Origin of the sequence: Adlercreutzia muris (assembly GCF_041223505.1) — a bacterium.
GTDB lineage: Bacteria > Actinomycetota > Coriobacteriia > Coriobacteriales > Eggerthellaceae > Adlercreutzia > Adlercreutzia muris.
The window spans coordinates 40,354-53,814 of the sequence record NZ_JBCLQK010000009.1 but is presented as its reverse complement, the minus strand read 5'-3'; the positions used below and the strand labels follow the sequence as shown (position 1 = coordinate 53,814).

General features: G+C 62.2%; 15 protein-coding genes. 10 read left to right on the top strand and 5 right to left on the bottom strand.

Features of this window, described 5'->3' with window-relative positions:
* The first annotated feature begins 50 nt into the window (after positions 1-50).
* The 4 genes from AAK988_RS09015 to AAK988_RS09000 all read left to right on the top strand — a co-directional run bounded on the left by AAK988_RS09015 (position 51) and on the right by AAK988_RS09000 (position 5,566).
* Entirely contained in the window at positions 51-830 is a 780-nt protein-coding gene (locus tag AAK988_RS09015) for an ABC transporter ATP-binding protein (protein ID WP_028026026.1), read from the top strand.
* A 10-nt stretch (positions 831-840) separates the two neighbouring features.
* Entirely contained in the window at positions 841-3,288 is a 2,448-nt protein-coding gene (locus AAK988_RS09010; RefSeq protein WP_369880639.1) for an FtsX-like permease family protein, read from the top strand.
* A gap of 520 nt (positions 3,289-3,808) precedes the next feature.
* The gene (locus AAK988_RS09005) at positions 3,809-5,296 is read left to right on the top strand and encodes an ATP-binding cassette domain-containing protein (protein ID WP_369880638.1); all 1,488 of its coding nucleotides are present in this window, start codon (positions 3,809-3,811) and stop codon (positions 5,294-5,296) included.
* Positions 5,297-5,413: 117 nt separating this feature from the next.
* Positions 5,414-5,566, top strand: a complete 153-nt coding sequence (locus tag AAK988_RS09000; protein ID WP_369880637.1) for a hypothetical protein — start codon at positions 5,414-5,416, stop codon at positions 5,564-5,566.
* Between the two features lie 83 nt (positions 5,567-5,649).
* Here AAK988_RS09000 and AAK988_RS08995 read toward each other — a convergent pair whose 3' ends face one another.
* On the bottom strand, positions 5,650-6,582 hold the full coding sequence (locus tag AAK988_RS08995; protein ID WP_369880636.1) for a radical SAM protein: 933 nt from the start codon (positions 6,580-6,582) through the stop codon (positions 5,650-5,652).
* 119 nt (positions 6,583-6,701) lie between these two features.
* Between AAK988_RS08995 and AAK988_RS08990 the strand changes: the two genes are divergently transcribed.
* Positions 6,702-7,034, top strand: a complete 333-nt coding sequence (locus AAK988_RS08990; protein WP_369873601.1) for a winged helix-turn-helix transcriptional regulator — start codon at positions 6,702-6,704, stop codon at positions 7,032-7,034.
* Between the two features lie 144 nt (positions 7,035-7,178).
* Positions 7,179-7,844, top strand: coding sequence for a Fic family protein (locus AAK988_RS08985; RefSeq protein ID WP_369873634.1), 666 nt, complete (start codon positions 7,179-7,181; stop codon positions 7,842-7,844).
* Between the two features lie 316 nt (positions 7,845-8,160).
* Here the strand turns inward: AAK988_RS08985 and AAK988_RS08980 are convergent, their stop codons facing one another.
* From AAK988_RS08980 to AAK988_RS08970, 3 genes are all read right to left on the bottom strand, one after another.
* The gene (locus AAK988_RS08980) at positions 8,161-8,811 is read right to left on the bottom strand and encodes an HAD family hydrolase (RefSeq protein WP_369873600.1); all 651 of its coding nucleotides are present in this window, start codon (positions 8,809-8,811) and stop codon (positions 8,161-8,163) included.
* Between the two features lie 65 nt (positions 8,812-8,876).
* On the bottom strand, positions 8,877-9,803 hold the full coding sequence (locus AAK988_RS08975) for a HipA domain-containing protein (protein ID WP_369873599.1): 927 nt from the start codon (positions 9,801-9,803) through the stop codon (positions 8,877-8,879).
* A 96-nt stretch (positions 9,804-9,899) separates the two neighbouring features.
* Positions 9,900-10,523 (bottom strand): TetR/AcrR family transcriptional regulator, encoded by a 624-nt coding sequence (locus AAK988_RS08970; RefSeq protein WP_369873598.1) that lies wholly within the window; start codon positions 10,521-10,523, stop codon positions 9,900-9,902.
* Positions 10,524-10,725: 202 nt separating this feature from the next.
* Here AAK988_RS08970 and AAK988_RS08965 point away from each other — a divergent pair, with 202 nt between their 5' ends.
* The 4 genes from AAK988_RS08965 (at position 10,726) to AAK988_RS08950 (ending at position 13,184) form a co-directional block, all read left to right on the top strand.
* A complete protein-coding gene (locus AAK988_RS08965; RefSeq protein ID WP_369873597.1) occupies positions 10,726-11,247 on the top strand; it encodes an HsmA family protein in 522 nt (173 codons plus the stop codon).
* A gap of 386 nt (positions 11,248-11,633) precedes the next feature.
* Positions 11,634-11,975, top strand: coding sequence for a transposase (locus tag AAK988_RS08960; RefSeq protein WP_369873596.1), 342 nt, complete (start codon positions 11,634-11,636; stop codon positions 11,973-11,975).
* Positions 11,976-12,229: 254 nt separating this feature from the next.
* A complete protein-coding gene (locus AAK988_RS08955) occupies positions 12,230-12,562 on the top strand; it encodes a winged helix-turn-helix transcriptional regulator (protein WP_016309939.1) in 333 nt (110 codons plus the stop codon).
* A 172-nt stretch (positions 12,563-12,734) separates the two neighbouring features.
* The gene (locus AAK988_RS08950) at positions 12,735-13,184 is read left to right on the top strand and encodes a zinc ribbon domain-containing protein (RefSeq protein ID WP_135969944.1); all 450 of its coding nucleotides are present in this window, start codon (positions 12,735-12,737) and stop codon (positions 13,182-13,184) included.
* 7 nt (positions 13,185-13,191) lie between these two features.
* Here the strand turns inward: AAK988_RS08950 and AAK988_RS08945 are convergent, their stop codons facing one another.
* Positions 13,192-13,371: an HAD family hydrolase gene (locus tag AAK988_RS08945; RefSeq protein WP_263000027.1), complete on the bottom strand. Its 180-nt coding sequence runs from the start codon at positions 13,369-13,371 to the stop codon at positions 13,192-13,194.
* Between the last annotated feature and the right edge of the window lie 90 nt (positions 13,372-13,461).

Genomic DNA, 13,461 nt, shown 5'->3' with positions numbered 1-13,461 from the left:
GGCCGTCTTTCTATGATGGGGCCGACGGCGCACAAGGGAAAGGACCAACCATGCGCGAAACCATACTCTCGACGCGAAAACTGTCGAAGACCTACGTTGCGGACGGCGTGCAGGCCCATGTCCTGGGAAGCGTCGGCCTCGATCTTTACCAGGGGGATTTCACCTCGATTATGGGCCCTTCAGGCTCGGGAAAATCCACGCTGCTCTACTGCCTCTCGGGCATGGATGCCCCCACCTCGGGCGAGGTCATCTTCGAAGGCGAGGACATCGCCCGCCTTGGGCAGGGCCGGCTCTCCGAGCTGAGGGCGCAGCGCTTCGGGTTCGTCTTTCAGGCGGCGAACCTCGTGAGCAACCTCACCCTGTACGAGAACATCGCCGTGCCCGGCTATCTGAAGCGGGGGCGCAGCGCCTCCGAGACGAAGCGCGCCACCGACGAGCTGGTTGCGCGCATGGGGCTGGCGCAAGTTGCCTCGCACCTTCCCAGCCAAGCGTCCGGCGGCCAGAAGCAGCGCTGCGCCGTGGCCCGCGCAGTGGTGAACGAGCCGGCGATCGTGTTCGCCGACGAGCCTACCGGTGCCCTCAACCGCGCGAACAGCCTGGAGGTGCTCGACCTTCTGGGCGAGCTCAACCGCGACGGCATCAGCATCCTCATGGTGACCCACGACGTGCGCAGCGCCGTCCGCGGCAACCGCGTGCTCTACTTCGAGGACGGTGGCATCCGCGGCGAGCTGGAGTTGGCGCCTTGGGACCCGGTGCTCTCCGGCGACGAAGCCTACGTTCGCGAGCGCGAGGCCATGGCGAGCGCCTGGCTTGCCTCGCTATCCTGGTAGGGGGTGCGCCATGGAACCGTTGCGCACGCTTGTGCTCGCAGGGTTGCGGAAGGACAAAGGGACGTTCGTCGGCCTCGCACTGCTCTTGTTCCTTGCCGCCTTCGCACTGACGCTGACCACCAGCCTCTTCGCCGACCTCTCCAATCGCGAGGAGGCCTTGCTCGATGAGGCCGAAGCGGGAGATGTTTTCGCCAACGACCTGATCGCGAACCTCACCGATGAGGACGTTCGCGAGATAGAGGCGCTTCCCGAAGTTGCCGAGGTGAAGGTGACCGAGGCTTTCGCCGCACCCACGCGCGTCGAAGATGCCCAGGGAAACGAGGTCGTGAAAACCGCACCGCCGTCGGCAAGCGCCTATGAGGCCTGGGGCTCATCCCTCGACTTCAACGTCTTCGCCGATGACCTCTCGTCGTATCGCGACGATGAGAGAGGGCCGGCGGACGGCGAGGCCTACGTCCGCATTGCGGAGCGCACTCTGCACAACATACAGATAGGCGACTACCTGGTGCTCGATATCGGCGGACGGGAGACCTCTCTGCGCGTCGCGGGATTCTACGAAGATCCGCAGATGGGGACGCCCTTCATGGAGATAAAGCGCTATCTGCTGTCTTCCGGCACTTTCGAGAAGCTGTTGGCGGAAGTTGAGGAGACGGGCGTATCCGGCGCCGGTGTCTCCAGCGGCGCCATGGCCATGGAGAAGGAAGCGTACCCCATCAGGGAGATCAACGTGATGCTGACGCCCGAGGCACGCTCCCAGGGCATCGACGGGCACGATCTGACGCAGCTGATCGACGATGAGACCTCGTGGGGCGAATCCGCGCACACGCTTTTCTCCCGGCAGACTCTCGCTGGCTACAGTCTTTTGGTGGTGCAGGTCATCACCGCGGTGCTTGCCGTGTTCTCGCTCATCCTGTTTGTGGTAGCCCTCATCCTGTGCCTGCACACGGCGTCCTCGAACATACAGAGCGGCTATGCCGACTGGGGCGTCCTGAAAGGGGTGGGGCTTCCGCGCAATGCGCTCCGTAGGGCCCTCGTCATGCAGTATGCGTTCGTCGCGTTCATTGGCCTCGTCCTCGGCTTCGTCGCGGGCTGCCTTCTGGAGCCGCTCTTCTGGCCGATGTTCTTGCTCATCACGGGAATCCTCGTGGTTGAGGCATCCTTTCCTTGGGTGGGCCTTTGCTGCTGTGCTGCCCTCTTGGCGGCCCTCGTGGTATGCGTTGCCGTGATGGCCCGCAAGATAGGGCGCATCACGCCTTTGGCGGCACTCCGGCAAGGCGATGGCGACATCCGCTTCTCGCCACGTGGGGCGAGCGCGATATCGGGCAATCGGCTGAGGGCGTCGCTGGCATGGCGGGCGATCGTGTCCGAGAAGGGACGCTATCTTGGAATCGGCGTTTGCTCCCTGCTGCTGTGCGCTTTCGTCGCGCTGTGCTTCGGAATCGGCGGCGCGGTTGCCGGAGACGACGCGATGTACAAGGCCTTTGGCGTGTGGAAGAGCGACGGCTCGGTTCGCTTCGACGGGCAGGAGGTGAGCCTTGACGAGGTGCGTGAAACCATAGAGGGCATCTCTCCCATAACGCGCGAGTGGGAAGAAAGCGCAGCGATTCTCAATTTGAGCGGCGAGGCCTGCACCTTCATCGGACTGTCCGACACGGGCGTTCTGGAGGAGGCGTCCATCGTCTCGGGACGCGCGCCAAAGCACGCCAACGAGGCGCTCGTAGGATTGAGCCTTGCCCGCGCCAAGGGGCTTTCGGTGGGCGATGAGCTGCAGGTGGAGAAGGGCGACGGCGAGGAGCGAACCTACATCGTAAGCGGTTTGCTGTCATCGGTGCTCAATGGGGGCAATGGCGTCGTCCTCACTCATGAGGGATTTCAGGAGCTGGTGGAGTTGGGGGCGGACGCCACGGACGTTTCGCGTCAGTACCAGCTGGCCGATCCCGATAAGGCCGAAGAAGTGGTAGAGGCGCTTGCAAGCAGGTTCGGGGACAGCGTTGACACCGAGCTGACCGGACTGTTCGGGTCGAGCACGAACATGCTTTTGCTCTGCAGGGACATGCTGACGATCATGGGCTATGTCATGTCCGCATTTGCGATGGCCCTTGCCTGCGTTGCCGTGATGCTGATAAGCAGGCGAACGCTCCTTTCCGAGCGTCGTGATATGGGCATCTATCGCGCCATGGGATTCACGGTGGCCTCATTGCGCGCCTCGTTCGCGCTGCGCTTTCTCGGCGTGTCGGCGGTAGGTGCCCTGGCGGGGTCGGCTCTTACGATGGCAGCTGGGGGCGCTCTGATCAGCTCGCTGTTCGGCCTGTTCGGCGTCGGCGCGTTCAGCCTCGCGCTGCCTGTTTGGGAGGCGCTCGCCATCAGCGCGGCCTTCGCCCTCGCCTTCGCTCTTTCGGCCTTCGGAATGTCGGGGAGAATCAAGGACGTCAGCGTCCGCGAGCTCGTTGTGGAGTAACGCCCATCGCTCCCGTGCCGGGGCTTCGCCCCTGCCGTCGGCAGCTCGGAAGCCGACGGCAGGGGTGGCCCGACCCCCATCCCGCACCTGCAGCGAGGGGAGAAGCGCCACATTTGAACTTTCGACTGCAATCGATACGGCAGCGGCGATCCCGGTTCGTTTCAATTACCGTCGAATCGAGTGTGTGCTATAAAGTTTTCAACTCGATTTTCTACGAAAACAAGAAAAGTTGCTACACGCAAACCTCGACTGCCACAAGGTGCCCGCATAAACCTGGCCCGCCCCGTCGCGGAATGCTATAATCGTGGCACCTTGTCATTTAGCGGAGCCTTTGGCAAGTTCCGCTTCGGGTTAGGTTAGGTTTGATGAAGAACTAGCGATGCCCATTCGGGCGCCCCTTCGACCATTTCCGCATTCCCGGTCGCGCTTTCAGGGTGCCGCATCGCCTTTGCTTCTTCTTCCCAGAACCGACATACCGCGAGCCTCACCTCGGCGCGGCCTCCTTCCCAAGGAGCTCGCCATGCAACTGAATCTCACCTCTATCAGCTACACCTATCCCGGCGGTACTGCGCCCGCGCTTACCGATGCGAGCGCCACCTTTCCCGTTGGCTGGACGGGCATCATCGGCGACAACGGATGCGGCAAGAGCACCCTCGCTCGCATCGCCGCGCGCCTTCTTCAACCCGATGCCGGAGCGGTGAGCCCGCAGCTGTTCTCCGCCTACTGCCAGCAGGACTCCACCCAAGCGCCGCCCAACCTGGCCGACCTCGCGTCGGATTGGGGTCAGGACGGCCAACGTATCCGGCGGCTTTTGCACTTGGAAGACGAGTGGTTCTGGCGCTACGAGACGCTCTCGGGCGGCCAGCGGAAGCGACTCCAAATCGCCTGCGCTCTCTTTACGAGCCCCGACGTGCTGGTCATGGACGAGCCGACCAACGACTTAGATGCCGTGACGCGCGACGTTGTGAAGGGAGCGCTTTCCAATTTCGGTGGCATCGGCATCCTCATATCCCACGACCGCGATCTGCTGGACAGCCTCGTCGGCCAGAGCCTGGTGTGCGAGAATCGCCGCTGGATGATGCGCCCGGGCGGCTACTCGAAGGCCAGTTGCCAAGCGGAAAGCGAGAGGGCCTCCGCCCTTCGCCAGCGCGAAAAGGCCGCACATGAGGCAAAGCGCCTGAAAGCGGAGGCGCAACGTCGAAGCGAGGAGGCCGCCCGGCAACGGGGCAGGCGGAGCAAGCGCAACCTGGCCAAGGGCGACAGCGACGGCCGCGAGAAAATCGGGCGGGCCATCGTCTCCGGAAAAGACGGCGTTGCGGGAAGGCTCTCGGCAACCATGGACCGACGGCTCGCCCAAGCCGAGGGGGCTCTTGCGGAGCAGTTCGTCGCAAAGCGCTATGAGCACCGCATCAGCATATTCGGCGAGGCAACGCGAGCGCCGTTCGTGGCCCACCTGGAAGCGAAGGCCCTGCGCGCGGGCGAGTTCGCCATCGAGGTGCCGGAGCTTTGGATCGGACCGACCGAGCACGTGGTGCTGACGGGCGAGAATGGCACGGGCAAGAGCCTGGTCGTGCGCGCGGCGCTTGCATCGGCTCCCGAAAGCGTCCGCGTGGCCTTCGTGCCCCAGGACGTCGGAGTTGGTGAGCGCGAGCGCGCGCTGGGCCAGCTTCGCGAGCACTCCCCAAAGCGGCGCGGTCGCATCCTTTCCATTGTGGCTCAGCTGAACTCAGACCCCGACAGGCTGCTCGATGGCGACGATATGAGCCCCGGCGAACTGCGCAAGCTCCTGCTCGCCGAGCAGCTGGTGCAAGAGCCGAACTTCCTCATGCTGGACGAGCCCACCAACCACCTGGATGTGGGATCCATCGAGGCACTCCAACGGATGCTCGCGGATTTCCCCGGCGCGGTTCTCCTCGTCACCCACGACCGGCAGCTGGCCGACGCAGTCACGCAAACTGCCTGGCACACGGAGCGATGCGACGGCATTGCCAAACTGCGCGTTCGCTGAGCACGCCCCATCGTCCAGATCGAGCGAAGTGTGATTTCATTTGCAGCATCCTTGTGGGGCGTTGCGCCGGACCGTTAGGCTATCATCTTTGAGCGAGCCAATGCGAAGGAAGAAACGATGGACCACAGCCGCCTGTACCTGGTTACCGACCTCGTAGGGTTCTACGAGAAATGCGGCTGGGAGTACGTGGGCGAGGTGAACGAGCTCGACGGCGGCCCAATCCGCCTCTACGGCGCCAACGCGCTTCTGCACCGCGAGCAGGGGAAGTAAGCACCTCCTTGAACGCGGAGCAGCCGGAGTTTTTACTGTCGCTTACTGTTTTGTCAAGAAGAGAGTGTGGGAGGTCGAAATCCCTACAAGTGCCGAAGGCTGGTGCGGTAGCTCCGCAGGCGTTCCTCGCCGATGTCGGTGATAATGGCGTCGAGAGCCGCCAGGATCTGCTCCCGCTGCTCGGGCAAGCGACCCTGCAGCATCACCGGGTTGGAGGCGCCCAGCATGGCGAACTCGGTCGGCACGGAAAGAGCGCCCACCAGCTCCTTTACCTCCTCGTACTTCTCCACCTCGGCCGCTTCTTGCCAATTGCCGGCGACGATTTCCCGGTGCAGCTCGGAGTTCTCGTATACCGTGAGCATGTTGGCGCCGATAAGCCACGGATGCGTGCGGTTCACCACGGCGGCCGTGCGCCGGGCGCCCTCAAGGCCGCGCCCCTTCCCCGCAATGCCCACCAGGTAGAAAAAGGCGTAGGAGATGCCCGCCGCATCGAGCCGGGCGCATTGCTCAACGATGTCGCGGGCCCCATAGCCCTTGTTCATGAACGCGAGCGCGTCGTCATCCCCCGTCTCGATCCCCAAGGTGAGACCGTCGTAGCCGGCCGCCGCCAGTTCGGTCAGTTCAGCATCGGTCTTGCGCGTCACGTCGGTTATGCGCGAGAAGCATCCGATGCTTCGGCACTCCGGAAAGTACCCGTGCACCAGACCGGCTATCTCAAGCAGCCCCTTCGCCTTGAGTCCGAAGGGATTAGCGCCCGCCAGGAAGATGCGCTCGCAGCTCGCCCGCCGCGTTTCGAAGAGCCGCTCCTCGGCTTTGCGCAGCGGATCGCGGTACCAAGTCTGCGCTTCCAACAGATCGGCCTCGATATGCTCGATTGGGGATGGCCTGAACTTGAACGGCAAATCGGCGTAAAGCGTGCAGAACTTGCAGGCATGGTGGGTGCATCCCGCCGTGGCCTCGATGATGAGCGAATCGGCCTCGTAGGGCGGCCGCCAGATAGTTCCCGTGTAGTGCATGACTTGCTTCCTTTCCCTTCAGCTGCCCGCCGGCAGTCCCGCTGTATGCTGTTATCATGGGAGAAGAGCTACGAACCGTGAAGTACTGTCTTTTTTTGTAGTGCATAAAGGAGGAGCCCATGGCGCAAAGGCGCGGCGAGGAGATCGAGCGCTGCCGATCGGTCTCGACTATCCAGCGCATGATCGGCGGGAAATGGAAGATAGAGATCCTCTTCTACATCGCCTTGAAAGATGTGAGCCACTTCGGCCAGCTGCGCCGCTGCATCGGCACTATCTCCGAATCCACGCTCTCCAAGCAGCTCAAAGAGCTGGTCGAGGACGGCTTCCTCGCCCGCACGGACTTCGGCGAGGTGCCCCCGCGCGTCGAGTACGCCCTCACGCCCCGAGGCGAGAGCTTCGTACCGATCCTTCTGGCCATGAAGCAGTGGGGAGAGACCGAGCTGGGATTGTAGCCGAAGCGAGTCCGCACTGAATTTCGCAATCGCCAGCACCATGGCGGCGCACTCCCATCCAGAGGCGAGAGGGAGGGTTTTCTTGCGTGCTAAAATGAAACCCCCAATGACCGAACCCCCTCCAAGGAGTGCCCCGTGGATGTCATGGAATTCATGCGCGATCATCAAGCTTACTTCGAAGATTACGTGACGCGCAGCACATACCACTCGAATGCCATCGAGGGCAGCACGCTGTCTTATGCTGAGACGTATGCCATTTTATGGAACGATAATTCCATGAAGGTGACGGCTACGGCGCGCGAGTTGTACGAGGCAATTAACCACAAGTATGCTCTCGGCGTCGCCACGGGCGAACTGAGCGCCAGTCTTTCCGAGAGGCTCATCAAGGACATAGCACAAGGCATTAATCGCAACATCAGCGAGGTTGACGATTATCGGCGGGTGCAGGTGGTGATTCGCGGCGCCGAGCACATGCCGCCGACTCCTAACCAAGTGAACCAGCTCATGATGCAGCTGGTATGGGAGTACAACCACGACGAGGGGGAGGACCCCTTCCTGCGCGAGGCGAAATTTCATATCCGATTCGAGAGAATTCACCCTTTCGAAGACGGCAACGGGCGCACGGGGCGCATTCTCATAAATCGCGGACTTATGCGAGCCGGGCTTGCCCCTGTGGTCATCCCTGTGGAGGAGCGCGCCGCGTACATGGAGGCGCTGGCCCGGAGTGACTACGAAGGGTTGGCGGACATGTTTTGCCGCTTGTCCGAAGCGGAAGCCGAGCGCATGGAACGATTCGCCGATGCCGGCTAGGAGGCAAGCCCCATATTGCGTTTACCGCCTGGAATCGATATGCGGGCGCGACGACACAGCCGATCTCTGCATCGCCGCCCACGTCGGCGAGGTACTGGGATTTTAGGAAGCCGAACAGAAAGGCGACATGCCGTGGAACAGAGGCATCGTAGCGAGGAGTGGCGCACCATTCCCTCTACCGGGCGCGACATCCGCCTGCTGGTCATGCGGCCGGTGGCAAGCGCTCGACCGCCCGAGCAGACGCCGGGCATCCTGTGGATTCACGGCGGCCGATTGAAGACATGCACGCGAACGCGATCTCAGATCGCATCGGGCGCTAGCAGCCGAGGCGGTCTGCCAGCTCTGCGAGGGATTCGCACATTATCGTGGGATTCTCGGCGGCAAGAGCCTCCGTGGGGAACATGCCCCAGAGGGCGGCCACCGTGGCGCAGCCGGCGGCGTTGCCGGCCTGGATGTCGAAGGGGCTATCGCCCACATAGAGGCAGCGGGTCGCATCGAGCCTCATGAGCTCGCAGGCGCGCAGCAGCGGCCCGGGCGCCGGCTTGTGCTCGGGCCAATCGTCGGGGCCGATGAGCACGGGGAAGAACTCGGCGATGCCGCTCATGGCCAGCCCTCGCTCGGCCAAAGCGTGGCGCTTCGACGTGACGACCGCCATCGGAATGCCCGCGGCCCGCAAGCGCTCGAGGGCCGCGCGCGTGTCGGGAAAGGCCCGCACCTGCGCATCGTGCACGGCCACGTTGTGCTCGCGGTAGGTCGTCAGCAAATGCTCGGCCAGGGCCTCGTCGCCTTCCGCGAAGCCGACCATCTGATCGCGCAGGGGCGTACCGACGCCGGCCATGAGCGCATCGTCGGACAGGTCGCGCCCCAGCACGTCGTTGATGGCGTAGCGCATGGAGGCGAGAATGATGTCGTAGGTGTCGATCAGCGTGCCGTCGGCATCGAACAAGATGCCCTGGATATCGTTCATGGAAGCCTTTCCGCGGTGAGGTCGATGGGATTGGTAGCCATTGTAGAACAGTTGATGCACCTCACCTACAGCAACGGGAGAATACCCTCCTCAAGGCGCTTTCTCAGCAGTCGCTTGTGCTCCGCGCGCCTCGGCTCCGACAGAAGCACGATGCCATAGGCCTCTTCGGGCACGCTATCTATGAGCGCATCGATGGCATCCATGTCCACCGCTGCCGCAAAACGCTCGATGGCAGCGGTCAAATCGGGGTTCGCCGTCTTTGCCATGTACTCGAAGGGATGAATGGCGCTACTGCCGCCCTCGCCATCAGAAAGCCGATAGCACGAGATGTTCGTCCCGAAAGCATCCTCATGCTCAGCCGCCTCATCTCCCAGCCGACGCGCCGCAACGCTGGGGCTACGCTTACTGAACAGAGAGCTCCCCATATCGTAGACGGGAGCCAGCTCGTAGGCCATTGGCGCCGTCATGAGAACGCCCCAGTTCCCATTGTTACGATCGGGGTTCTTAATGAAGGCATCCACCACGAACATGTCCCAAAAACGCTCGCGCACTCCCGGCACCTTCTTCAGAACATCCGACGTCTCGATAGCGGCGAGCACATCGCCGAGAAGAATAACCTCCCCATCCGACGGCGCGGAGCTGAAGCCCGCATCGTCATCGGAAAGGGCGTTCTTGATCTCCTTGAATTCGAAGAGACGCGCATTCGGGAAGGTGAAGTCGCGGCACGCGCATACGATCTTGCCGGCGCGGTACCCGAGCGTCGTCTCGTGAACCGGGATGCCCAGCAGCCCGTAGATATGCGAGCCGAGATACTCGGAAACGGGACTCGAGGTGTACGACGGCAGATGCTTGCCCACTAGATCGCGCGTCGTACGCGGATACTTGGCAATCCAAGGCTCCCCGTTGATGAGAATGCCCTCTTTCTGCCCCGCCCGGCCTCCATAGAAAAGGCCACTCGGAGCGCAATCGCGAAGATCGGCGATTTCTATCACAGAGGACCTCCTTCAACGCCAGCGGAAACAGTGGGAAACATTGTAGCATGGCGAAACGCCGGCTCATATTGCTTGTAAGGACAAACGTTTATTGCCCTAGCTGTACAGTGCGTCGCGTAGCAGGGCGAACAATGTCTCGTCGAGGGGTTTTTTGCGGCGCGCAGCATCCACCATGGTCTCCCACACGAGATCGCACACGCGATCGGGGGCAAGCGCGCCCACGAGCTTCTTCCGACAGATGGCAGGATCACGCTCGAGAGCCATTTGCAGCCCCTGGCGCACATGGGCGAAACTCGCCGCCTCACGACGGCGTGCCCCGGCCAAATCATAAGACCCGAGCGCAGCAAGCCCCTCAAGAAAATCGGACCGGAACTCCTCCAAAGCCCGACCTACCTCACCGGACAGTTGACGGCAAAGCGCCACGAAGTCGTCGTGCTCGAACTCTGCCGAACTACATGGACTGGAGCTATTAGCGCTTTCCGCCTCCTCGCCCCCATTGGCCATGGCCATGCAGCCGGAAAGAGCCCGTTGCCAGAACCGGCCCACTACATCGTTGACCAAATCGGACTTTGTGGGGTACGAATTGTACACTGTACCCACCGCCACCCCACACGCCGTCGCAACAGCCCGAATGCTCAGCGCACCCAAACCCTGCGTGGTGGCAATCTCGTAGGCTGCACCCAAAATCTGATCTTTGCTGATAACAGGGCGATTCCCCATGACCTGTCCTTTCCAGCATACCAACATGAACAGTGCTCATTATGAATGTCCGCGGCGTAACAAGTCCGTGAAAACCTTGCGAATCCGCACAATCGCCCTTGCCCTCGCTGTCCGCTGCTCCTATCATGAACATTGTTCATTAATGAACAATGTTCATGATAGGAGCTTGGCGCTCTTATGCCTTATCTGAGAAAGGAGATTCATGTCCCCCGAGCTTATTGTTTCCACCGTGGCTATTTCGCTGGCACTCCTCTTCTATACGTGGGGCGTTTTCGGTGAACGCCGTCACGGTTCGCTTAACTTGAAGTACGTCCTGCTATTCTGGGCAGGCCTTGCCTGCGATACCACCGGCACCCTCATCATGAGCAACATCGCCAGTCAATCGAACGCCACCGGCTTTGGTATCCACGGCCTCACCGGTGCGCTGGCCATCGTGCTCATGATCGTGCACGCGCTGTGGGCCACTTTCACCTATCTGCGCGGCAGCCAGCAGGCGCGCCGTCGCTTCCATACCTTCAGCACCGTCGTGTGGCTGCTGTGGCTCGTGCCCTACATCATCGGTATGCTCGTGGGTATTCCGGCCATTCATCTGAAAACCGTCTGCGCCATCGGCACGGCCATCGTGGTGGTGGGGCTTCTGGCCGTCTACCTGTTCGCCCGCGATCGCAACGACGACAGGCCGCGCCCGCGGGGCCATGGACACGGCCCCGCGGCATCCCGCTAGCCGACAACAGGGCCGTACGCTTCATTGTGCGAGGCTCGCGACAATGCGGGCAAGCGCTTCCGCTCAGCGTCTTGCGAACAGCATCATAGATGTGCGCATCCCCATTACAGTTTGAAAAGCAGTTAGTCCGACTGTTTAGTGCAATTGCCTTGCCAGTCGGGTTACGATTGACATATGTCCCGAGGGACTGCCGGTCGGGCGCCCGCGGACGGCCTTCTGCCCCTGCCCCTCGAGGGCCCGGGGGGTGTCGCCGACGCGGGCACTGCTGCTTCCGACGACTAATAGGAAACTGCCGGGCTCCTCCGACCAAAGAGCGCCACGGCCAGGCAATGTAGGTGTCGCGCGAGGCAGCGCTCCGATCGACCGACGACTGGAAGGATACCACCATGCTGAGCGAAGCCGCCACCTGCAATGCCGTCATAGGGCTCGATGTCGGAAAGTTCTCCCACTGGGCATGCCATGTGAGCAGGAGGGGCGAGGTGCTGGGAAGCGGGCCCGTGGCCAACACCGAGCACGACCACGACCACCTCGCATCCTGCTGCGGGATCGCGCCCAGGAACCGGCAGTCGGGCAAGTCGATATCGTCGGTGAGCTCGTCCCGGCAGGGGAACAAGCGGCTGAAGAACCTGCTCATCTTCTCCTGCAGCTCGCTCAGCCGCAGCAAGGGCCGGTTCGGCGACTACTACCGCAGATGCAGGGACCGCGGCATGTCCACGGGGAGGCCCTGAAGGCCGTTGCCAGGAAGAGGATGAAGGTGATCTGCGCAATTATGAGGGACGAGGTCCCGTACTCGGCCTAGCCAGCCGTTTTCCATAGAAAGGCGCGGGGCCCATGGGCCCCGCGCCAGCATTGCCATTTTTTTGGAAAGACAATCGAGGAAACCAGTTGACAAAACTATAGGAACACATTACATGCTGCTATCATGGGAGAAGAGCTACGAACCGTGAAGTACTGTCTTTTTCTGTAGTGCATAAAGGAGCCCATGGCGCAAAGGCGCGGCGAGGAGATCGAGCGCTGCCGATCGGTCTCGACTATCCAGCGCATGATCGGCGGGAAATGGAAGATCGAGATCCTCTTCTACATCGCCTTGAAAGATGTGCGCCACTTCGGCCAGCTGCGCCGCTGCATCGGCAATATCTCTGAATCCACGCTCTCCAAGCAGCTCAAAGAGCTGGTCGAGGACGGCTTCCTCGCCCGCACGGACTTCGGCGAGGTGCCCCCGCGCGTCGAGTACGCCCTCACGCCCCGAGGCGAGAGCTTCGTTCCCATTCTTCTGGCCATGAAGCAATGGGGAGAGGCCGAGCTGGGGCTGTAGATGAGGTGCCGGGCTTAGGGGGCAGCCGGGCTGCATCGAATGGGCGGCGGGAACCCGACGATGACGACGTTGCGCCGAGAGAAGGTTTCAGCGCAACAAAACGTTGCTTGAATGAGGATGCCCGCCCAGCCAGAATGAAGTCAGTTCCGAAACTGAGAGAAAAGAGGCACTCATGCCGTTCAAGGAAACGCTCGTCGAGACGCGCGAGCAGCGTGGAATGACCCAGCAGGAACTCGCCAGCAAGCTCTACGTCACGCGGCAGGCGGTATCGCGCTGGGAGAACGGCGAGACCGAGCCGTCGGTGGATATGCGCAAGCTGATCGCGACGGTGCTCGACATCCCCGCGATCCGGCTCTTCGACATCGACACGACACAGCTGTGCCAATGCTGCGGGACCCCTTTCACGGTGCCCAACATGCCCCGCGGCACCGAAGCCGACGGTGCAGAGAACCCGGATTACTGCCAGTGGTGCTACGATAGCGGCCAATTCGTGTACAAAAGCGAAGACGAGCTGATCGAGAAAACGACCCCCTTCCTCATGGAGGCGACTGGCATGTCGCAGGACGAGGCCGTCTCGTTCATGGGCGTTATCGTCCCCCACTTGAAGCACTGGCAGCGATAGGGCGTCCTCAAAGCGACAGGCGCTCCACCATCGCGCTCAGCGATGCGCACATCATTGTGGGATTCTCGGCGGCAAGAGCCTCGGCGGAGAACATGCCCCAGAGGGCGGCCACCGTGGCGCAGCCGGCGGCGTTACCGGCCCGCATGCGCTCAAGGGCCGCACGCGTGTCGGGAAAGGCCCGCGCCATCGACCGTCCTGCCGTTGCTCCTTCGTCGCCCCCTTGTCGCAGCGTCTACAGGTTGATGGCAACCCGGGTCTCTGCCGCACCGCGCCGCAT